The organism is Shewanella sp. 1311 (assembly GCF_059338235.1).
Genome location: NZ_CM181686.1, coordinates 965,028 through 987,385, shown reverse-complemented (window position 1 = coordinate 987,385; position 22,358 = coordinate 965,028). Strand labels below are relative to the sequence as shown.

The window sequence follows — 22,358 nt, the reverse complement described above, 5'->3', positions numbered from 1 at the left end:
AGTCAATTTTGTTGGCATGATGCTTGCTTTGCTATTCTCATGTAGAAAATTTGACGGAGCAGTCTGTGGACAAATTCCTTTATGTCGCCATGAGTGGCGCCAAGCAAAATATGAATGAGCTGGCGCTCCGTGCGAACAACCTAGCCAATGCTAATACCGACGGTTTTAAATCCGATATGGCGCAAGCTCGCTCGATGCAGGCCTTCGGTGAAGGCTTACCGTCAAGGGTGTTTGCGATGACAGAATCTCCGTCAGCAAATTTTCGCTCAGGTCCAATAAAAACGACTGGACGGGATCTCGATGTTGCCATTAAAGGCGACGGCTGGTTTGCCGTGCAGGCAAAAGATGGCAGTGAAGCCTATACCCGCGCTGGCAGTTTAAGTTTTGACTCCACTGGTTTATTACACAATGACAGGGGAAATCCTGTTATGGGTGATGCCGGTCCCATAGTGTTGCCACTTCCTATCGAGAAAGTTTCAATTTCTCAGGATGGCATTATTTCTGTGCGACCTCAGGGCGCTACTGCTGAAGTGGTGGAAGAGGTTGGTCGCTTGAAACTCGTTAATCCGGGTAATGCCGAGATGATGCGGGGTGAGGACGGACTGTTCCGACTTATGTCTGGCAATATCGCTCCAGCCGATCCTAGCGTAGGGGTTGAAAGTGGCGCGGTGGAAGGCAGTAACGTAAATCCTGTCGATGAAATGGTGTCTTTGATTGACCTTCAGCGTCAGTTTGAATTGCAAGTCAAGATGATGAAAACCGCGGAAGAAAATGATCGCGCTTCATCTTCATTAATGCGTATTAGTTAGGAGATAGATTATGCATCCGGCGTTATGGATTAGTAAAACTGGCTTAGACGCACAGCAAACTGACATTGCGGTGATCTCGAACAACGTGGCGAACGCCAGCACTGTGGGTTACAAGAAAAGCCGCGCAGTATTTGAAGATTTGCTTTACCAAACAGTTAACCAAGCGGGCGGTGTCAGTTCTTCTAACACTAAGTTGCCTAATGGATTAAACATAGGCGCGGGTACCAAAGTCGTTGCCACACAGAAAATGTTTACCCAAGGCAACATGCTGACCACGGATAACTCATTGGATCTGATGATTGAAGGCCCAGGCTTTTTTGAAATCCAGCTCCCTGATGGTACTGCAGCCTATACCCGAAATGGTCAGTTTACCTTAGACGATACGGGCCAGATTGTGACGCCAGGTTCTGGCTACGTGCTGCAACCCGCGATCACGATTCCTGACAATGCGACCAGTATTACCGTTTCCGCTGAGGGTGAAGTTTCAGTGAAAACCCCTGGTACTGCAGATAACCAAGTTGTGGGTCAGTTGACAATGACGGATTTTATTAATCCATCGGGTCTGGATCCTATGGGACAAAACCTATACACGGAAACCGGTGCGAGTGGCACGCCAATTCAAGGTACCGCTTCGTTAGATGGCATGGGAGCGATTCGTCAAGGCGCCTTAGAAACCTCTAACGTTAACGTGACCGAAGAACTTGTGAACCTTATCGAAAGTCAGCGCATTTACGAGATGAACTCTAAAGTGATTTCAGCGGTAGATCAGATGCTGTCTTACGTAACTCAAAATTTATAGAGGCAAACATCATGGCTAGATATCTTGTGTTGGCCGTCGCGTTATTGCTTGCAGCTTGTAGCTCGACGCAAAAGAAACCCCTTGCGGATGATCCCTTTTATGCGCCGGTATACCCAGAGGCACCGCCGACAAAAATTGCCGCGACTGGTTCTATTTATCAAGACAGTCAAGCATCTAGCTTGTATTCGGATATACGTGCTCACAAAGTTGGCGACATTATCACTATCGTTTTGAAAGAGTCGACTCAAGCGAAGAAGAGTGCAGGCAATCAGATCAAAAAAGGCTCTGACATGAGCTTAGATCCTATCTTCGCCGGTGGTAGTAATATCTCCGTTGGCGGAGTGCCAATTGATTTACGTTATAAAGATAGCATGAACACTAAACGTGAATCGGATGCGGATCAGAGCAATAGTTTAGATGGCAGCATCTCGGCAAACGTGATGCAAGTGCTGAACAACGGCAGCTTAGTGATCCGCGGCGAAAAATGGATCTCAATTAACAACGGTGATGAGTTTATTCGCGTCACAGGTTTGGTTCGCTCGCAGGACATTAAACCCGATAACACTATCGATTCAACGCGAATGGCCAATGCCCGTATTCAATACAGTGGCACAGGTACTTTCGCAGATGCTCAAAAAGTGGGCTGGTTAAGCCAGTTCTTTATGAGCGACTGGTGGCCCTTCTAAGGAGTCGTATCATGAAATATAAACTGGTGTTAGCCGTTGCCGTGCTAGTGTTTTCTCTACCTAGTCAGGCTGAACGAATTAAAGATATTGCCAATGTGCAGGGCGTACGCAGTAACCAGTTGATCGGTTATGGCTTAGTGGTTGGTTTGCCGGGAACGGGTGAGAAAACCAGTTATACCGAGCAGACCTTTATGACTATGCTGAAAAATTTCGGCATTAATCTTCCTGACAACGTCAAACCAAAGATTAAAAACGTCGCTGTGGTTGCCGTACATGCGGACATGCCTGCCTTTATAAAACCGGGTCAAGATCTTGACGTCACCGTATCTAGCTTAGGCGAAGCAAAAAGTTTACGCGGTGGCACCTTATTGCAAACCTTTTTGAAAGGCGTTGACGGTAATGTGTATGCCATAGCCCAAGGCAGCTTAGTGGTGAGTGGTTTTAGTGCCGATGGTTTAGATGGTTCAAAGGTGATCCAAAATACTCCAACTGTTGGCCGTATACCCAATGGCGCGATTGTCGAGCGCAGTGTGGCGACCCCATTTTCAACCGGCGATTATTTGACGTTTAACTTACGTCGTTCTGATTTTTCTACCGCACAACGGATGGCCGATGCGATTAATGAGCTATTAGGCCCTGATATGGCGCGTCCTTTAGACGCAACATCTGTGCAGGTCAGTGCTCCGCGTGATGTATCACAACGGGTGTCTTTTTTAGCAACGCTTGAAAACCTCGATGTTATCCCCGCAGAAGAATCTGCCAAAGTGATCGTTAACTCACGCACTGGAACCATAGTGGTTGGGCAAAACGTGCGCTTACTCCCAGCGGCGATTACCCATGGCGGCATGACAGTCACGATTGCCGAGGCAACCCAGGTTTCACAGCCAAACGCCTTGGCCAATGGTCAAACAACTGTCACGAGCAATAGTACGATTACAGCGACAGAAAGTGACCGACGTATGTTTATGTTTAATCCTGGCACTACGCTGGATGAGCTGGTTAGAGCGGTTAACTTGGTCGGTGCAGCCCCCTCAGATGTGTTAGCAATACTTGAAGCATTAAAAGTGGCAGGAGCTTTGCATGGTGAACTTATCATCATCTAATTTCTGTCGGGAAAATCATGGAAAAGCTTTCAAGTTCATCACATTTTCTTGACCTGGGCGGCTTAGATTCACTCCGCGCCCAGGCTCAGAAGGATGAGAAGGGCGCCTTGAAAAAGGTCGCCCAACAATTTGAAGGTATTTTCGTGCAAATGCTGATGAAAAGTATGCGCGATGCCAATGCGGTTTTTCAGTCTGATAGTCCTCTCAATAGCCAATACACTAAGTTTTACGAGCAGATGCGCGATCAGCAGTTATCGGTCGATTTATCTGACAAAGGGGTATTGGGCCTTGCCGATATGATGGTGCAGCAACTTTCCCCTGAAACCAGTCATTTCACGCCAGCATCGGTATTACGCGACGATGGCGGTATGAAAATGCTCCATGATGCTAAAGCGCTTAACGTGCCAATGCAGAGTGCAGTCGCGCCAGCGGCTGAATCCACAGTTGTTAATCATAGCGTACCCGCTGCCATTGCTCGACCAGCATTTGAGCCCGATAGAGCCATGGATGCAAACTCATCAATGGACATTGATACGCCTAATCGTTTACTGGCAATTGATACACCTAAGCCAAGCTGGAGCGAACAGTCACTTTCTGTCGTCGACCCTGTGATTAGCGGCCAAGTTTTGCCGACGGCCGCCTTTAGGGAAACCCAGAAGATAGTCCGTTTCGGTAGTCGAGAAGAGTTTTTGGCGACCTTATATCCACACGCTGAAAAAGCGGCAAAAGCATTAGGCACTCAACCAGAAGTATTGTTGGCGCAATCGGCTCTTGAAACCGGCTGGGGACAAAAAATTGTTCGCGGCAATAACGGCGCGCCAAGTCATAACCTATTCAATATTAAAGCTGATCGCCGTTGGCAGGGCGATAAGGCGAACGTCAGCACCTTAGAATTCGAACACGGTGTGGCAGTGCAGCAAAAAGCCGACTTCCGTGTTTACAGTGACTTTGAGCATAGCTTCAACGATTTTGTGTCCTTCATTGCCGAAGGCGATCGTTATCAAGATGCGAAGAAAGTGGCGGCTTCGCCAACTCAGTTTATTCGAGCTTTGCAGGATGCGGGTTATGCCACAGATCCTCGATATGCTGAAAAAGTCATTAAAGTGATGCAGTCCATCAGCGAAGAGCTGAAATCAATTCTGCCAGGAGAAGACAAATGATGAACCTTACAACCCTGTTTGTTCATAGGAGTGTCAACTAATGGCCGTTGATCTGCTGAATATTGCGCGAACTGGGGTGCTTGCCTCCCAGTCGCAACTGGGTGTCACCAGTAATAACATTGCTAACGCCAATACCGCGGGTTACCACAGACAAGTGGCAACTCAGTCGACTCTAGAATCACAGCGTTTAGGCAATAGCTTTTATGGCACTGGAACTTACGTTAATGACGTTAAGCGTATCTACAATGACTATGCCGCAAGAGAGTTGCGCATTGGCCAAACAACGCTCAGTGCCGCCGAAGCCAGCTACGGTAAATTGAGTGAACTCGATCAGCTATTTTCACAAATAGGCAAAGTTGTCCCACAAAGCTTAAATAACCTGTTTTCAGGGCTAAATAGCATAGCTGACTTACCAGCAGATTTGGGCATCCGCAGCTCGACCTTAACGAATGCGCAGCAAGTCGCCAGTAGCCTGAATCAGATGCAGTCTTATTTGAATGGCCAGCTCGATCAGACGAATGACCAGATAACCGGCATGACCAAGCGTATCAATGAGATAGGTACTGAGCTGGCAAAGTTAAATCTAGAGTTGATGAAGTCGCCGAATCAAGATGCGCAGCTGCTCGATAAGCAAGATGCACTCGTTCAAGAGTTGAGTCAGTACGCCCAAGTGAATGTCATCCCGCAAGAAAATGGCGCCAAGAGTATCATGCTCGGTGGCTCTGTAATGCTGGTTTCCGGTGAGATTGCCATGAGTATGGGGACTCAAGCGGGCAACCCATTTCCCAAAGAGTTACAGCTTAACTCAAGTATTAGCTCGCAAAGCGTCACTGTTGACCCAAGTAAACTGGGTGGTCAGCTAGGAGCTATGTTTGATTATCGTGACCAGACGTTAATTCCCGCAGGTCATGAGCTTGACCAATTAGCTTTGGGCGTGGCTGATAACTTCAACAAAATGCAAGCGCAAGGCATTGACCTCAATGGGCAAGTCGGCGCCAATATCTTCAAAGACATCAATGATCCTATGATGTCCTTAGGCCGTGCAGCCGGTTTTTCTGGTAACACTGGCAATGCAACATTAGGCGTCACCATCGATGACACCAGTCTATTAACTGGTGGTGCCTACGAGCTGTCATTTACCTCGCCTGCCACTTATGAGTTGAGAGATACAGAAACGGGGACGATAACACCGCTGACGTTAACGGGCTCGATATTATCGGGTGGTTCTGGATTTTCAATTGACATAAAAGCAGGCGCTATGGCGTCGGGGGATCGCTTTGCCATTCGCCCGACAGCGGGCGCCTCAAATGGCATTGAAGTTGTCATGAAAGACCCTAAAGGCATTGCCGCCGCATCCCCAAAGATTACCGCAGATGCCGCTAACTCGGGTAATACCCAAGTTAAGTTGACTCAAATTGGCAATCGCAATGCCGCAAATTTCCCTGTGACGGGCAGTGAATTGACAATAAAGCTCGATACCACAGTGTTGCCACCCACCTATGAAGCATTTGATGCCGCAGGAACATCACTTGGGGCTGCTACAACTTATACCCCTCCGAGTATCAGCGCTTTTGGCTTTACCTTTGAAGTTGACAGCAAAGCGGCTGCAGGCAATGACAGATTTACCTTCGATTTATCCTTCGCCGAGGGCGATAACTCCAATGCTGTTGCTATGGCTAAATTGAGCGAAAGTAAAGTGATGAATAATGGCAAATCGACCTTAGCGGATGTGTTCGAGAACACTAAGCTCGATATTGGCAGCAAAACGAAAGCGGCCGAAGTGCGTACAGGTTCGGCTGAGGCAGTATATCAGCAAGCTTATGCGCGCGTAGAGAGTGAGTCGGGCGTGAATTTAGATGAAGAGGCCGCAAATTTAATGCGTTTTCAGCAAGCCTATCAAGCCTCTGCGCGGATCATGACGACCGCACAGCAGATTTTTGACACCTTATTATCCTCAGTGCGTTAGGAGATTTAACTATGCGATTATCATCCGCGCAGCTCTTTAATCAAAGCATTACCAGTGTGCTGCAAAAGCAAACGGCGACCAGCAAAATTCTTGACCAATTGAGCAGTGGTAAGAAAGTCAATACTGCCGGTGACGATCCTGTGGCGTCGCAGGGTATCGATAATCTGAATCAAAAAAATGCACTCGTCGATCAGTTTATGAAGAACATAGATTATGCGACGAATCGTCTTGCTGTGACTGAAAGCAAACTCGGTAGCGCTGAAGATCTAACAGGCTCGATACGTGAGCAAGTTATGCGAGCGATAAACGGCACACTATCTGGAACTGAGCGGCAAATGATTGCCGATGAGATGAAAGGCAGCTTGGAAGAGTTGCTTTCTATTGCGAATAGTAAGGATGAATCTGGCAATTATATGTTCTCCGGTTTCAGTACCGATAAAGAACCTTTTGCTTTTGATAACTCGACGCCGCCTAAAATTGTGTATAGCGGTGATTCTGGCGTCAGAAATAGTTTAGTGCAAACGGGGGTTGCCATGGGGACAAACATCCCTGGCGATAGCGCGTTTATGAAAGCACCCAATGGACTTGGTGATTATAGCGTCAATTATTTGGCCAGCCAGCAGGGTGAGTTTAGCGTTAAAACGGCAAAAATTGCTGACACTGCAACTTATGTGGCTGATACATATACGTTTAACTTTACTGATAATGGCGCTGGTGGCACGAATTTACAAGTGCTCGATTCTGCCAATAATCCTGTCGCAAACGTCGCTAATTTTGATGCCACCAATCCCGTTAGTTTTAATGGTATAGACGTTAAAATTGATGGAAAACCCAGCGCTGGCGATAGTTTCACCATGGAACCCCAGGCCGAGGTCAGTATTTTCGATACGATCAGCAGTGCTATTGCATTAATCGAAGACCCTAATTCTGCTAACACACCTCAAGGGCGAGCTCAGTTGGCACAGATATTGAATAACATTGATAGTGGCGTCAATCAAATTAGTTCTGCCAGAAGTGTGGCGGGGAATAATCTGAAAGTTGTCGAAAGTTACACCGAGACACATACCGAGGAGAAAGTGGTGAACACATCAGCGCTATCGCTCTTGGAAGATCTCGATTATGCATCAGCGATTACGGAATTTGAAAAGCAACAGCTTGCATTGAACGCAGTCTCTAACGTGTTTAGTAAGGTGGGTTCTGTTTCCCTGTTCGACTTTATTTAACAGAAAGCAAGTACCTATCCATCTGTAAGATAAATTGTTAAAAATTTAGCCAAGCTCCAAGCCTTGGCGGTATAACTAGGAAGAGGAACTCAACATGGCTATTACAGTTAATACCAACGTGACTTCAATGAAGGCACAAAAGAATTTAAATACTTCTAGTAGCGGTTTAGCGACCTCGATGGAACGTCTATCAAGTGGTTTGCGCATTAACAGCGCCAAAGACGACGCCGCTGGTCTAGCCATTTCTAACCGCTTGAACAGTCAAGTGCGCGGTTTGGATGTGGGTATGCGTAACGCTAATGATGCAATTTCAATTGCTCAAATAGCTGAAGGTGCGATGCAAGAACAAACTAACATGCTGCAACGTATGCGAGATTTAACTGTTCAAGCGGAAAACGGTGCAAACAGCACTGATGATTTAGCTGCATTACAAAAAGAGATGGATCAATTAGCAGAAGAAATTACAGCGATTGGTGATAGCACTGCGTTTGGTAATACCAAGTTAATGACTGGCGGTTTTTCTGCGGGAAAAACCTTCCAAGTAGGTCATCAAGAAGCTGAAGATGTCACTATTTCTGTAGGGACAACTAATGCTGCAAGTTTATCCGTCAATACCTTATCAGTAGCTACTTCAGGCGGTCGTTCAACTGCTCTTGCTAATATTGATGCCGCAATTAAAACAATTGACAACCAACGCGCTAACTTAGGTGCGAAGCAAAACCGTTTAGCCTATAACATTAGTAACAGTGCGAATACTCAAGCCAACGTTGCTGATGCTAAGAGTCGTATTGTAGATGTCGATTTTGCGAAAGAAACTTCTGTTATGACTAAGAACCAAGTATTACAACAAACGGGTTCCGCAATGCTTGCACAGGCCAACCAGTTACCGCAAGTTGCATTATCTCTCCTTGGTTAATGTCACTGATGTAAAGTTGTATTGAAGTGCTTTTGCCTACTTATTCTAGAATTCTCTAGGAAAGTAGGCAAAGTTTTTATTAAAGAGGGATATTTATCTATTTGAAAAACCGATTATTTTTAAAAAATCATTATTTTTTTAAAATAATCCTAAAGATAAAAAAGGTGCTGCCGTTAAATATACTGTAACCACTAAGACCCGCCTGGCTTAAGTAGACAGGCAAGTTAACAAGCCAGGTATACAGAGGAAACGAATCATGGCCATTACAGTAAACACGAACGTCACATCATTAAAAGCCCAAAAGAACTTAAATTCTTCAGCAAGCGGTTTGGCCACATCTATGGAACGTTTATCCAGTGGTCTACGTATTAACAGTGCAAAAGATGACGCTGCAGGTCTAGCAATTTCTAACCGTCTGAACAGCCAAGTACGCGGTTTGGATGTAGGTATGCGTAATGCTAACGATGCAATCTCTATCGCCCAGATTTCTGAAGGTGCGATGCAAGAACAGACTAACATGCTTCAACGTATGCGTGATTTGACAGTGCAGGCCGAAAACGGTTCTAACAGTACTGACGATTTAACCGCTTTACAAAGTGAAATTGACCAACTTGCACTAGAGATCACAGCAATCGGTGATACTACAGCATTTGGTAGCACTAAATTACTTAATGGTAATTTCTCTGCAGGTAAGACCTTCCAAGTTGGACATCAAGAAGGCGAAGACATTACAATTTCAGTTAAAGCAACTAATGCTGGTGCATTATCTGTGAACACGCTATCAGTAGGAACTTCAGCAGGTCGTTCAACCGCACTTGCCGCGATTGATAAAGCAATTAACACGATTGATAGCCAACGTGCAAACTTAGGTGCTAAGCAAAACCGTTTAGCTTACAACATTAGCAACAGTGCTAACACTCAGGCTAACGTAGCCGATGCTAAGAGCCGCATCGTTGATGTCGATTTTGCGAAAGAAACATCGCAAATGACTAAGAACCAAGTGTTACAACAAACGGGTTCTGCAATGTTGGCACAAGCTAACCAATTACCTCAAGTGGCCTTATCACTACTGTAATATAACGTAGTAAAGTTGATAAGTGATAAGGGAGGTTCGGCGACGGATCTCCCTTTGCCACATTAAAAGGTTAATCAAGCTTTATAGTGTATTTGTTTTGTTAAGTTTTATTAAAACAATTACTTAATTTGCTGAGGTATGGCTATGGATATCAATATAGCAAGTTCATCTTCTATGGTTCACAATAAGGTTGAATTAGCTCAAGTGCCGCTAAAAGCATCTGCTTCAGATGTGGAGTTAAAGCGGGATACTGCGGTGTCGGCTATTGAACAAACCGTAGAACAAGATGCGACTGAGAATGAACAGAATCCGAGTAAGTTGACTCAGGTTGCCACAGAGTTGTCTGATATGATGTCTATGATGCGTAAAGGATTAGCATTTAAGGTTGATGAAACTTCGGGACAAGCTGTAGTTACTGTGTTGGATAAAGATACTGGTGATGTTATTAGGCAGATGCCGAGTGAAGAAGCATTAGCCTTAGCCGAAAAACTATCAGAAGTCACAGGGCTTTTGATGAAAACAGAGGCATAGATATTCGCATTGCTAATAGTGATAGTTGAAGAGTAAGAGGTTTATATGGCATTAACAGCGACAGGTATCGGTTCAGGATTGGATATCGCTAACATTGTTAAAGTGTTAGTCGATGCTGAAAAAACACCGAAAGAAGCGATGTTTAATAAAACAGAGGACAGCATCAAAGCAAAGGTTTCTGCTATGGGAACTTTAAAGAGTGCGTTGTCTACGTTTCAAGATGCCTTAAAAAAACTTCAAACAGGCGATGCTCTTAATCAACGGAAAATCTCTGTTAGTAATGAAACTTATATAACTGCTACTGCGGACAAGACGGCTCAGGCGGGTAGCTATGGTATTAAAGTTGAGCAACTTGCGGTAAACCATAAAGTTGCAGGAACAAATGTTGCAAATCCTGCACTGCCTGTTGGTGAGGGAAGTTTAGATTTTGGCATTAATGGTAAGAGCTTTTCTGTTGATGTTTCTGCTACCGACTCACTTGCGGCTATTGCTAAAAAAGTTAATGAGTCATCAGTTAATGTAGGTGTAACAGCAACTGTTATTACCAGTGATGCTGGCAGTCGATTGGTTTTTAGCTCTAATAAGTCGGGTGAAGACAATCAAATCAGTATTACAGCTAATGACACGTCTGGAACTGGACTAAATGATATGTTTGGTGCAGGAAATATTACCTCACTTCAAGATGCTAAAAATGCAATTGTTTATATAGATAATCAGCAAGTTACCTCACAAACTAATGAGATAAAGAATGCCATTACTGGTGTGACGTTAAATTTAACTGATGCTGATGTTTCTAAAACGACTACGTTAAAAATTGAACAAGATGACGATGCGGTAAAGACAAATGTGAAAGCTTTTGTCGATGCCTACAATAGTTTAGCGACAGCCGTTGATAAAATGTCGTCCTATGATAAAGAGAAAAAAACAGCTGCTGCATTACAGGGCGACTCTATGATTCGCTCGATAGAATCACAATTACGTAGTATTTCGAGTGAACGAGTGCCAACTGATACTGGTAGTTCGATAGCTTTATATGACATAGGTATTAAAACAGATAGATATGGTAAGTTATCTGTTGATGATACAAAACTTGATAAAGCACTTTCTGAGGACATGTCCAATGTCGAGGCGTTATTTTCAACGCCCGATAAAGGGCTTGCCAATCGTTTCTATGATCTTGCTGATAGTTATGTTAAATCACGTGGGCTGATTGCTTCTCGCCAAACCGGATATACCAATCAGCAAAGTCAAATTGCAGATCAAAGAGAAGCTTTTACGCTTAAAATGGACCAGTTAACAGCACGTTTAACTAAGCAGTTTAATGCGATGGATCTTGTTGTTGGTCAGCTCAATCAACAGAGTAGCGGTCTCGTTGACCGCATAAACTCACTTCCTGGCGCGGTAAGGAAGGGATAACCAGTTTTAAATAAGTAAGGGAAGTGTCAGTGAAACAACTTGAAGAGCTTAATGCCATCTTGAGTGATATCTTAAATAAATTGACTCAGATCCCTGCTGAAGAACCTCAAACTGATGAGTTGGTGTCGAATTTGCAAGTACTGGTTGGAGAGCGTCAACTTTTACTCGATGTATTAGTGGCTGATGCGAATATGACAGATGTTGAGTATCTTCAACGTCAACTTGACCTTACTCAAGAGTACACGAGTAAAGCAAGTGTTGTAATGGCAGATAGGCAAGCATTATTACATGCAGGCAGTAAGAATAAACGCCAGATTAGTGTTTATAAGACTATAGATTCAAATAGGTAGGTGTTTATGAGAGGTTCACTGCAATCATACCGTAAGGTTTCATTAGAAAGTGAAATTACCGTTGCTTCACCACATCGTATTATTCAGCTTATGTTCGCGGGAGCACTGCAACGTTTAGCGCAGAGTCGTCTTGCGATTGAACAAAATGATCTGTCTAATAAAGGTATGTATATTGGCAAGGCTATTGGGATTATTACTGGTTTAAACAATAGCTTAGATATGGATGCTGGTGGACAGATAGCAAGAAATCTGAGTGATCTTTATGATTTCATGTTGCGTAAAATTTCTGAAGCTAACATCAATAATGATGTGAAAGCGATTGATGATGTATGTGAGGTTTTACGTACCATCAAAGAAGGTTGGGATGCAATTCCTGCTGATAAACATAATATATCGGCACATTCTGAAGCGGGTTAATATAATAATTTTTTATTAGAAAAAGACGCACTTGTTGCGTCTTTTTTTTGGCTTAAAGTCAAATGTTTGACGTTTTTGACTAGAATCATTGCATAAATGAACTAAAATCAATTCAGTTTGGCATAAACCTCATCTGAGGCTTGCTTCTCGTCTGCTGATAATACAATATTCATCACAGTAGTGATGGTGGCACAGATTGTTACATTGAATTTGTTAAGCTTTTACAGCAACTAATCATAAATAATTAATGCGAATTAATACATATTAGAGCTTTACGGCCTACTGAATGATGCAAACAGATCAACGAATTTTACTTATCGGCCCCCCATCAGAGCGATTAAATCGCCTGTGTTGCATTTTTGATTTTTTAGGTGAGCAAATTGCACAAATTGACGCCGAAAAATTAAGTGCTAGCCTCCAAGATACTCGTTTTCGAGCTTTAGTTATCCTAACTGATGTTATGGATGCAGAGACGCTTAAAAACATCGCGGGCCAACATCCATGGCAACCTATGCTGTTGCTTGGCAACGTTGACGATCTGCAAGTATCTAACATTCTTGGAAATATTGAGGAACCTTTAACCTATCCTCAACTCACCGAATTATTACACTTCTGCCAAGTATTTGGCCAAGTTAAGCGTCCTCAAGTCCCCACAAGTGCGAATCAAACTAAGTTATTCCGAAGCTTGGTGGGGCGCAGTGATGGTATTGCCAATGTAAGGCATTTGATTAATCAAGTGGCGACATCTGAGGCTACTGTACTAGTACTGGGCCAATCCGGTACAGGTAAAGAAGTGGTCGCCCGTAATATCCATTATTTGTCTGAGCGCCGTGATGGCCCTTTTATTCCTGTTAACTGTGGTGCTATACCGCCAGAGTTGTTAGAGAGTGAACTTTTTGGTCATGAAAAGGGGTCATTTACTGGGGCAATTTGTTCTCGTAAGGGCCGTTTTGAATTGGCCGAAGGTGGCACGCTATTTCTCGATGAAATTGGTGATATGCCATTGCAGATGCAAGTTAAATTGCTTCGTGTACTGCAAGAACGGGTATTTGAGCGTGTTGGCGGCACTAAGACCATCAATGCCGATGTGCGCGTTGTAGCAGCGACACATAGAGATTTAGAAACCATGATCAGCGTGAATGAATTCCGCGAGGATCTCTATTACCGCCTAAACGTATTCCCGATCGAAATGCCCGCGTTGTGTGATCGCAAGGACGATGTGCCTTTGCTATTACAAGAGTTGGTTAGCCGAGTCTACAACGAAGGCCGTGGCAAGGTGCGTTTTACGCAGCGTGCGATAGAGTCGTTAAAAGAACATGCTTGGTCGGGTAACGTGCGTGAGCTGTCTAATTTAGTCGAACGCCTCACCATTTTATATCCGGGTGGACTGGTTGATGTTAACGACTTACCCGTTAAGTATCGCCATATTGATGTGCCCGAATATTGTGTAGAGATGAGCGAAGAGCAGCAAGAACGTGATGCTTTGGCTTCTATCTTTAGTGATGAAGAGCCGGTTGAAATCCCTGAGACGCGTTTCCCAAGTGAGCTACCGCCTGAAGGCGTGAACCTTAAGGATTTATTAGCAGAACTGGAAATCGACATGATACGTCAGGCACTAGAGCTGCAAGATAACGTTGTTGCTCGCGCGGCTGAGATGTTAGGAATTCGTCGTACAACGCTAGTAGAAAAAATGCGTAAGTACGGAATGACCAAAGATTAGTTTTCTATTTTATTGTTATATAAGTCGTTTTAACCTCTAAAGTTCAATTTCTAATTTGGCATAGATACTGCAGTCACTCCGTCATAAGCAATTTTTTGACGGAGTGACTATGTCAGCCAACCCACTAGCGCAAATTGAGTCATTCAAGCACACTAGCAAACAATGGAACCAACTGCGTGAGGCCGCTAATATGTCCAATCGAATGGAGCATATTTTACAGGCTATGCCATCCGGCGTGGTGATTATCAATGGCGACGGTATAGTCACGGATGCCAATCCGGTTGCAGTTGAATTACTAGAGCGCTCCTTGTGTGGCGTTCGCTGGATTGATGTGATCCACAGTGCCTTTGCGCCACAGGATGATGATGGCCACGAAGTGTCGCTGCGTAATGGCCGCCGCGTTAAATTAGCCATTACGCCACTCACGCCAGAGCCTGGTCAATTAATTGTGTTAACTGATTTAACTGAAACTCGGCTATTACAGAAAAACCTTTCCCATCTACAACGTTTATCTGCACTGGGTAAAATGGTCGCGACCTTGGCACATCAAGTACGCACGCCTTTATCCGCCGCTTTGCTATATGCCTCTAATCTTGCGAGTCCTAAGTTATCCGATGCCGCTAAAGCGAAATTCCAGCAAAAGCTTGTTGATAGGCTTAATGAACTGGAGCGTCAGGTTAACGACATGCTATTGATGGCGAAAGGCCGTCAGGATGAACTGGGAGATTTGATCACACTGGCTGAGGTTATCGACAATGTATTGGCAAATTGTGAGCCGATAGCGGCGAAGCAAGGTTGTGACTTGTCATTTGATGATGCATCAAGCAGTTCAATGTTAGCCAATTCAAATGCATTAAGCTCGGCGATTAATAATTTAGTGATGAACAGTATCGAAGCTGGCGCCACTGAGATTCGTATTCAGGCGAAAGAAGAGGGCGATCAGTTACTACTGAATGTCATCGATAATGGCAAAGGCTTAGATGCCAATATGCAGCAGAAGGTACTTGAACCTTTCTTTACGACAAAATCGCAGGGAACTGGGCTTGGATTAGCGGTTGTGCAATCCGTGGTGCGTAATCATGGAGGACAACTGCAATTAAGTTGCTTATCGAATAAAGGTTGCACTGTGTCTTTAGTCTTCCCAAGGGCTAAATCTGCGATGATATTACCTTTGGAGATTACCCATGTCTGAAGCAAAGTTATTGCTCGTTGAAGATGATGCCTCATTGCGTGAAGCCTTGTTGGATACCTTAATGTTGGCTCAATATGAGTGTGTTGATGTTGCCTCGGGTGAAGACGCTATTTTAGCCTTGAAACAACACCAATTTGATTTAGTCATTAGCGATGTGCAGATGCAAGGCATTGGTGGGTTAGGATTATTAAACTTCCTACAGCAACATCATCCTAAATTGCCAGTATTGTTGATGACAGCTTATGCCACGATTGGTAGTGCGGTGGATGCCATTAAATTGGGCGCTGTCGATTACTTAGCGAAACCTTTTGCGCCAGAAGTCTTGCTCAATCAAGTTTCCCGCTATTTGCCGTTAAAACAAAATGTGGATCAGCCAGTTGTTGCCGATGAGAAGAGTTTAGCTTTATTGGCACTGGCTCAGCGGGTTGCCGCTTCCGATGCCTCTGTTATGATCTTAGGTCCTAGCGGCTCGGGTAAAGAAGTCTTAGCCCGTTATATTCATCAACACAGTGGCCGTGCGGATCAAGCTTTTGTAGCCATTAACTGTGCAGCGATTCCTGAGAATATGCTCGAAGCCACCCTTTTTGGTTATGAAAAAGGCGCATTTACTGGTGCCTATCAAGCGTGTCCGGGGAAATTTGAGCAGGCTCAAGGTGGCACTTTGCTGCTAGATGAAATCTCTGAGATGGATTTAGGCCTACAAGCTAAGTTATTGCGGGTATTGCAAGAGCGTGAAGTTGAGCGTTTAGGCGGCCGTAAAACCATTAAGCTCGATGTGCGCGTGCTTGCCACATCCAATCGCGACTTAAAAGCCGTAGTAGCCGCCGGTGGCTTTAGGGAAGATCTCTACTATCGAATCAACGTGTTCCCCTTAGCTTGGCCCGCATTAAGTCAACGTCCTGCGGATATTCTGCCCCTTGCGCGCCATTTACTGGTTAAGCATGCAAAGGCATTGAATGTCGCCGATGTGCCTGAGTTGGATGAAAATGCACGTCGACGTTTATTGAGTCATCGCTGGCCGGGGAACGTACGTGAACTCGATAATGTTATACAGCGGGCTTTGATATTAAGAGCCGGTCAAGTGATCACCGCCAATGACATTATTATCGATGCGCAGGATGTGATTTTAGGCGCTGATGACCTAGATCAATTTGTTGCCGAGCCAGACGGTTTAGGCGAAGAGCTTAAAGCGCAGGAGCATGTGATTATTTTAGAAACCCTTAATCAATGCCAAGGAAGCCGCAAACTGGTTGCTGAAAAACTGGGGATAAGCGCCCGAACCTTAAGATACAAGATGGCAAGAATGCGTGATATGGGCATTCAACTGCCAAATTAGTCTTTAAATTCAAGTTATCATCTTGCAGCCTCCACATGAGTGTGAGGTTGCATTTATTAAAATATACCACCGAAAAAGTGACCTATTTTATCCAGAATCCTTAGTTTTAACGTCTTCTTATCCCGTCAATTTGTTATCAATCACGACCATTTGAAAACTTGGCCGTTATTTTGCATTGTCCTGTTATAGGTATTTTGATCGTCAAGAACTCGACGACTGGGAGCTCAGCATGCAAATAGGCGCAAATTCATTCCTGCAAGAAATGCAGAAACTCCAAGGCGAAATTACGCCGTCTTTTGGCGTTCAGCCAAATATCATGCAGCAAGTTAATAACACCAGTGGTGCGGACTTCGGTCAGTTACTCTCGCAAGCCGTCGGCAATGTCAGCGGTTTACAGTCGACATCATCAAACCTCGCGACGCGCTTAGAAATGGGAGATACTACCGTCACTTTGTCGGATACTGTTATTGCCCGTGAGAAAGCCAGCGTCGCCTTCGAGGCAACGGTACAAGTACGTAATAAGCTTGTCGAAGCTTATAAAGAAATAATGAGCATGCCTGTCTAGGCCAGTGAATAACCCAATTAGCAGGTACGAATCGTGAGCACAGAAATGATTGTCGGATCCAATTCCGACTTAGCTGACCAAGGTGTCCAGCAAGAACATAAGTCAGGAATGATGGGAAACCTTGGCGGTGTCGATATGATGCGTCAAGTAACTATGATTTTAGCCTTGGCGATTTGTTTGGCCTTAGCCGTATTTGTCATGCTGTGGGCACAGGAGCCTGAGTATCGTCCATTGGGTAAAATGGAAACTCAGGAAATGGTTCAAGTATTAGATGTGCTTGATAAAAATAAAGTTAAGTATCAAATCGACGTGGACGTGATTAAAGTCCCCGAAGATAAATATCAAGAAGTGAAAATGATGCTGAGCCGCGCAGGCGTTGACAGCCCTGCGGCCAGTCAAGATTTCTTGAATCAAGACAGCGGCTTTGGTGTTAGCCAACGTATGGAGCAAGCCCGTCTTAAGCACAGCCAAGAAGAAAACCTTGCCCGTGCAATTGAGCAACTACAAAGTGTTAGCCGCGCAAAAGTGATCCTCGCGTTACCTAAAGAAAACGTCTTTGCCCGCAATGCCTCAAAACCAAGTGCGACTGTGGTTATCAATACCCGTCGTGGCGGTTTAGGCCAAGGTGAAGTCGACGCTATCGTTGATATCGTTGCCTCTGCAGTACAAGGTTTAGAACCATCACGGGTGACTGTGACCGACTCTAACGGCCGTTTATTAAACTCAGGTAGCCAAGATGGCGCGTCTGCGACAGCCCGTCGCGAGCTTGAATTAGTACAGCAAAAAGAAGCCGAGTATCGCACTAAGATTGAATCGATTTTGGTACCTATCTTAGGTCCTGATAATTTCACCTCTCAAGTCGATGTCAGCATGGACTTTACTGCGGTCGAGCAAACCTCTAAGCGTTACAACCCTGATTTACCGTCTTTACGCAGCGAAATGACCGTTGAAAATAATACCACTGGCGGCTCTTCGGGTGGGATCCCAGGCGCACTATCGAATCAACCGCCAATGGAATCGAACATTCCGCAAGATGCGACTAAAGCGACTGAGTCTGTCACCGCAGGTAATTCGCACCGTGAAGCGACCCGTAATTTTGAGTTAGATACTACGATTAGCCACACCCGTCAGCAAGTTGGCGCCGTTCGCCGCATTAGTGTGTCGGTTGCGGTGGACTTTAAACCCGGTGCCGCCGGAGAAAATGGTCAAGTGGCGCGTGTTGCCCGTACTGAACAAGAACTGACCAATATCCGTCGTTTACTCGAAGGTGCCGTAGGTTTTAGCTCGCAACGGGGTGATGTGTTAGAAGTGGTAACGGTTCCCTTTATGGATCAACTGGTTGAAGACTTGCCAGCACTAGAACTGTGGGAACAACCTTGGTTCTGGCGTGCGATTAAGCTCGGTATTGGTGCGCTAGTGATCCTGGTACTGATTTTAGCTGTGGTACGTCCTATGCTGAAACGCTTAATCTATCCTGACAGTGTCAATATGCCTGAGGATGGCAGATTAGGTAACGAATTGGCCGAAATTGAGGACCAGTACGCGGCAGATACGCTAGGGATGCTCAATACCCAAGAGGCGGAATACAGTTATGCCGATGATGGTTCAATTCATATCCCTAATTTGCACAAAGATGATGATATGATTAAAGCTATCCGTGCGCTCGTGGCTAATGAGCCTGAGCTCTCTACTCAAGTCGTGAAAAACTGGTTACAAGACAATGGCTGAGAATAAAACGAAAGAAGTGGCTCCAGCGGCCCCACCTGCCTTTAACATTAAGGATATTAGCGGTGTCGAAAAGACCGCGATCTTACTCCTCAGTTTGAGTGAGGCCGATGCTGCATCCATTTTAAAACACTTAGAGCCGAAGCAAGTGCAAAAAGTGGGTATGGCGATGGCGGCAATGGATGAGTTCGGTCAAGAAAAAGTCATCGGGGTACATAAGCTGTTTCTCGATGACATACAAAAGTATTCTTCTATTGGTTTCAACAGCGAAGAGTTCGTTCGTAAAGCCTTAACCGCCGCGCTGGGTGAAGATAAAGCGGGTAATCTGATTGAACAGATTATCATGGGCAGCGGTGCTAAAGGTTTGGATTCGTTGAAATGGATGGATGCACGCCAAGTAGCGACCATTATTCAAAACGAACATCCTCAGATCCAAACGATCGTGTTGTCCTATTTAGAACCCGATCAGGCGGCGGAAATTTTTGGTCAATTCCCTGAAAATACTCGCTTAGACTTGATGATGCGGATTGCGAATCTTGAAGAAGTACAGCCCGCTGCACTGCAAGAGCTGAACGACATCATGGAAAAACAGTTTGCCGGTCAAGGTGGCGCACAGGCCGCGAAAATGGGCGGCCTAAAAGCGGCTGCCAACATCATGAACTATTTAGATACGGGTATCGAAAGTCAGTTGATGGAAACCATGCGCGAGTCTGATGAAGAAATGGCGCAGCAAATCCAAGACTTGATGTTCGTATTTGAAAACTTAATCGATGTTGATGACCGTGGTATTCAAGCCCTATTGCGTGAAGTGCAGCAAGATGTACTGATGAAGGCGCTTAAAGGCACTGATGATCAGCTGAAAGAAAAAATCTTGGGCAACATGTCAAAACGTGCCGCAGAATTGCTGCGTGACGATCTTGAGGCCATGGGTCCAATCCGTATCAGTGAAGTGGAAGTCGCCCAAAAAGAAATCCTGTCTATTGCCCGTCGCTTAAGTGACAGCGGCGAAATTATGTTAGGCGGCGGTGGTGGCGATGAGTTCCTCTAATCCGAGCGACAATAAACCGTCAAATAAGGTCTTGAGCGACGGTGATATTGAGTTTAGTCACTGGGCACTGCCAGATGTGACTGAAGCCGATGACGATTCTATCTCGAATTTGTTCGGCCATTCGAATCATCAAGCCGCTAAGCCGACGACAGTTGAGAGTGTTTCTCCGCCGACGATGGCCGAGATTGAAGACATTCGCGCCCAAGCCGAGGAAGAAGGGTTTGCCGAAGGTAAACAACAAGGTTACGAGCAAGGGCTAGAAAAAGGTCGCTTAGAAGGCTTAGAGCAAGGCCATACCGAAGGTCTCGCCCAAGGGCATGAGCAAGGATTAGAAACCGGTTTAGCTCAAGCCAAGGTTTTACTTTCGCGGTTTGAAGCCTTATTAACCCAATTTGAAAAGCCATTGCAATTACTCGATGGTGATATTGAGCTCTCCCTACTGAACTTGAGTATGACATTAGCTAAATCAGTCATAGGTCACGAATTAAAAACCCATCCAGAACAAGTGCTTTCGGCATTACGCTTAGGCATAGAGTCGCTACCAATTAAAGAGCAAGCGGTGACTATTCGGCTGCACCCTGATGATGTGATCCTTGTCGAACAACTTTATTCCACCGCCCAATTGACCCGCAGTAAATGGGAGCTTGAAGTCGATCCGACGTTAAGTGCAGGCGATTGTATTCTGAGCAGTCATCGCTCTTTAGTGGATTTAACACTTTCATCGCGTATCGATACTGTGTTTGAGTCATTACGAAATCAACATACGCATTTGAGTGATAAACAGCATCAACTGCAAGAGACGATTGAAGCTGAAGATACTGCCAAACAAGTTGCTGTGGCGCTTGAGTCTGAGCTTGATGATCAAACGGCTGATGACCAAGCTGTTGATACGGTTAACCAAGACGCTGAGGATATGCAATCTGCCTCGAATACAGGTGAGCACTTAGATACCCAATCGGATGCCAGAACAGATGCAAAATCGCCAACACCAACTGCTGAATAGGCTGAATCATCATCAGGATAAAGTGCCGCCATTTCGTGCTGTGGCAAGTGGTCAGCTGGTTCGTGTTGTTGGCTTAACCTTAGAGGCGAGCGGTTGCCGCGCGCCTGTGGGCAGCTTATGTTCCATCGAAACCATGGCGGGCGAGTTAATTGCCGAAGTCGTCGGCTTTGATGGTGAACTCCTTTATTTAATGCCTATCGAAGAATTACGTGGGGTATTACCCGGTGCCCGAGTGGTGCCTTTAGGGGAACAAACTGGACTTAATGTCGGCTTGTCCCTGTTAGGACGCGTGCTCGATGGTAACGGCGTGCCTTTAGATGGTTTAGGTGCGTTGCAGACAGATCAACAAGCGCCAAGACATAGCGCTGCCATTAATCCCTTATCCCGCCGTGCTATTACCGAGCCGCTGGACGTTGGCGTGCGCGCCATTAATGCCATGCTGACTGTGGGTAAAGGCCAACGTATGGGCTTGTTTGCTGGTTCTGGTGTGGGTAAGAGTGTGCTCTTAGGCATGATGACCCGCGGTACCACTGCCGACATTATTGTGGTTGGGCTGGTGGGCGAGCGTGGCCGTGAAGTCAAAGAGTTTATTGAAGAGATTCTTGGGGATAAAGGTCGAGCGCGTTCTGTTGTTGTTGCCGCGCCTGCAGATACCTCGCCGCTGATGCGCCTTCGCGCCTGTGAAACCTCGACACGTATTGCCGAATACTTTCGCGATTTGGGCTATAACGTCTTGTTATTAATGGATAGTTTGACGCGTTATGCCCAAGCTCAACGGGAAATAGCTTTGGCTGTGGGTGAGCCGCCTGCCACCAAAGGCTATCCGCCTTCAGTGTTTGCAAAGCTGCCGCGTTTAGTTGAGCGCGCCGGCAACGGTGGCCCAGGTCAAGGTTCAATTACGGCATTTTATACTGTGTTGACGGAAGGGGACGATCAACAGGATCCCATTGCCGATGCATCGCGGGCGATTCTTGATGGTCATATAGTCTTGTCACGTTCGCTTGCGGACTCTGGGCACTATCCTGCGATTGATATTGAAGCTTCTATTAGCCGAGTCGCGCCTATGGTGATCTCCAATGAACATTTGGAAGCGATGCGCCGCGTGAAACAAACTTATTCCTTGTATCAGCAAAATCGGGATTTGATTTCCATTGGTGCCTACGCACAAGGCAGCGATCCTCGAATCGATAATGCGATACGATTACAGCCGGCGATGAATGCTTTTTTACGCCAAACCATGCGTGATGCATTCAGTTTTGCCGATAGCCAAGTCATGCTCGGGCAACTTGCCACACAGTGTAAATAATGGCGTCATCGA

General features: G+C 45.4%; 21 protein-coding genes. All 21 read left to right on the top strand.

Annotation, left to right across the window (positions count from 1 at the left end; translation table 11 throughout):
* Positions 1-65: 65 nt before the first annotated feature.
* Complete coding sequence (gene flgF, locus AC5YB3_RS04435) at positions 66-809, top strand: flagellar basal-body rod protein FlgF (protein WP_494526650.1); 744 nt, start codon at positions 66-68, stop codon at positions 807-809.
* Between the two features lie 10 nt (positions 810-819).
* Positions 820-1,608, top strand: coding sequence for a flagellar basal-body rod protein FlgG (flgG, locus tag AC5YB3_RS04430; protein WP_006082422.1), 789 nt, complete (start codon positions 820-822; stop codon positions 1,606-1,608).
* An 11-nt stretch (positions 1,609-1,619) separates the two neighbouring features.
* Positions 1,620-2,294, top strand: a complete 675-nt coding sequence (flgH, locus tag AC5YB3_RS04425) for a flagellar basal body L-ring protein FlgH (RefSeq protein ID WP_012089711.1) — start codon at positions 1,620-1,622, stop codon at positions 2,292-2,294.
* Positions 2,295-2,305: 11 nt separating this feature from the next.
* On the top strand, positions 2,306-3,397 hold the full coding sequence (locus AC5YB3_RS04420; RefSeq protein ID WP_006082420.1) for a flagellar basal body P-ring protein FlgI: 1,092 nt from the start codon (positions 2,306-2,308) through the stop codon (positions 3,395-3,397).
* 17 nt (positions 3,398-3,414) lie between these two features.
* A complete protein-coding gene (flgJ, locus tag AC5YB3_RS04415) occupies positions 3,415-4,557 on the top strand; it encodes a flagellar assembly peptidoglycan hydrolase FlgJ (protein ID WP_012197396.1) in 1,143 nt (380 codons plus the stop codon).
* Between the two features lie 40 nt (positions 4,558-4,597).
* Entirely contained in the window at positions 4,598-6,523 is a 1,926-nt protein-coding gene (flgK, locus tag AC5YB3_RS04410; protein ID WP_494526649.1) for a flagellar hook-associated protein FlgK, read from the top strand.
* Between the two features lie 11 nt (positions 6,524-6,534).
* Complete coding sequence (flgL, locus tag AC5YB3_RS04405) at positions 6,535-7,746, top strand: flagellar hook-associated protein FlgL (RefSeq protein ID WP_494526648.1); 1,212 nt, start codon at positions 6,535-6,537, stop codon at positions 7,744-7,746.
* A 94-nt stretch (positions 7,747-7,840) separates the two neighbouring features.
* Positions 7,841-8,662 carry a flagellin N-terminal helical domain-containing protein gene (locus tag AC5YB3_RS04400; RefSeq protein ID WP_071939687.1) on the top strand — a complete coding sequence of 274 codons (822 nt, stop codon included), beginning with the start codon at positions 7,841-7,843 and terminating at the stop codon, positions 8,660-8,662.
* Positions 8,663-8,918: 256 nt separating this feature from the next.
* Positions 8,919-9,737, top strand: coding sequence for a flagellin N-terminal helical domain-containing protein (locus AC5YB3_RS04395; RefSeq protein WP_347098584.1), 819 nt, complete (start codon positions 8,919-8,921; stop codon positions 9,735-9,737).
* Positions 9,738-9,881: 144 nt separating this feature from the next.
* Positions 9,882-10,268: a flagellar protein FlaG gene (locus AC5YB3_RS04390; protein WP_347098582.1), complete on the top strand. Its 387-nt coding sequence runs from the start codon at positions 9,882-9,884 to the stop codon at positions 10,266-10,268.
* A 45-nt stretch (positions 10,269-10,313) separates the two neighbouring features.
* Entirely contained in the window at positions 10,314-11,684 is a 1,371-nt protein-coding gene (gene fliD, locus AC5YB3_RS04385; protein ID WP_494526647.1) for a flagellar filament capping protein FliD, read from the top strand.
* A 29-nt stretch (positions 11,685-11,713) separates the two neighbouring features.
* Positions 11,714-12,034 carry a flagella biosynthesis chaperone for FliD, FliT gene (locus tag AC5YB3_RS04380; protein WP_220590735.1) on the top strand — a complete coding sequence of 107 codons (321 nt, stop codon included), beginning with the start codon at positions 11,714-11,716 and terminating at the stop codon, positions 12,032-12,034.
* A gap of 6 nt (positions 12,035-12,040) precedes the next feature.
* Positions 12,041-12,451: a flagellar export chaperone FliS gene (gene fliS, locus AC5YB3_RS04375; protein WP_006082411.1), complete on the top strand. Its 411-nt coding sequence runs from the start codon at positions 12,041-12,043 to the stop codon at positions 12,449-12,451.
* A gap of 286 nt (positions 12,452-12,737) precedes the next feature.
* Positions 12,738-14,171 (top strand): sigma-54 dependent transcriptional regulator, encoded by a 1,434-nt coding sequence (locus AC5YB3_RS04370; protein ID WP_347098579.1) that lies wholly within the window; start codon positions 12,738-12,740, stop codon positions 14,169-14,171.
* A gap of 109 nt (positions 14,172-14,280) precedes the next feature.
* On the top strand, positions 14,281-15,363 hold the full coding sequence (locus AC5YB3_RS04365; RefSeq protein WP_494526646.1) for a sensor histidine kinase: 1,083 nt from the start codon (positions 14,281-14,283) through the stop codon (positions 15,361-15,363).
* On the top strand, positions 15,356-16,699 hold the full coding sequence (locus AC5YB3_RS04360; protein ID WP_006082408.1) for a sigma-54-dependent transcriptional regulator: 1,344 nt from the start codon (positions 15,356-15,358) through the stop codon (positions 16,697-16,699). The genes AC5YB3_RS04365 and AC5YB3_RS04360 overlap by 8 nt, the downstream gene beginning before the upstream one ends.
* Before the next feature lie 229 nt (positions 16,700-16,928).
* Positions 16,929-17,264: a flagellar hook-basal body complex protein FliE gene (fliE, locus tag AC5YB3_RS04355; protein WP_006082407.1), complete on the top strand. Its 336-nt coding sequence runs from the start codon at positions 16,929-16,931 to the stop codon at positions 17,262-17,264.
* Between the two features lie 45 nt (positions 17,265-17,309).
* Complete coding sequence (gene fliF, locus AC5YB3_RS04350) at positions 17,310-18,992, top strand: flagellar basal-body MS-ring/collar protein FliF (RefSeq protein WP_006085615.1); 1,683 nt, start codon at positions 17,310-17,312, stop codon at positions 18,990-18,992.
* Complete coding sequence (gene fliG / locus AC5YB3_RS04345; protein ID WP_006082405.1) at positions 18,985-20,037, top strand: flagellar motor switch protein FliG; 1,053 nt, start codon at positions 18,985-18,987, stop codon at positions 20,035-20,037. Before fliF ends, fliG begins: the two co-directional genes overlap by 8 nt.
* On the top strand, positions 20,024-21,040 hold the full coding sequence (fliH, locus tag AC5YB3_RS04340; RefSeq protein ID WP_494526645.1) for a flagellar assembly protein FliH: 1,017 nt from the start codon (positions 20,024-20,026) through the stop codon (positions 21,038-21,040). The genes fliG and fliH overlap by 14 nt, the downstream gene beginning before the upstream one ends.
* Entirely contained in the window at positions 21,009-22,346 is a 1,338-nt protein-coding gene (fliI, locus tag AC5YB3_RS04335) for a flagellar protein export ATPase FliI (protein WP_494526644.1), read from the top strand. The genes fliH and fliI overlap by 32 nt, the downstream gene beginning before the upstream one ends.
* Positions 22,347-22,358: the final 12 nt, after the last annotated feature.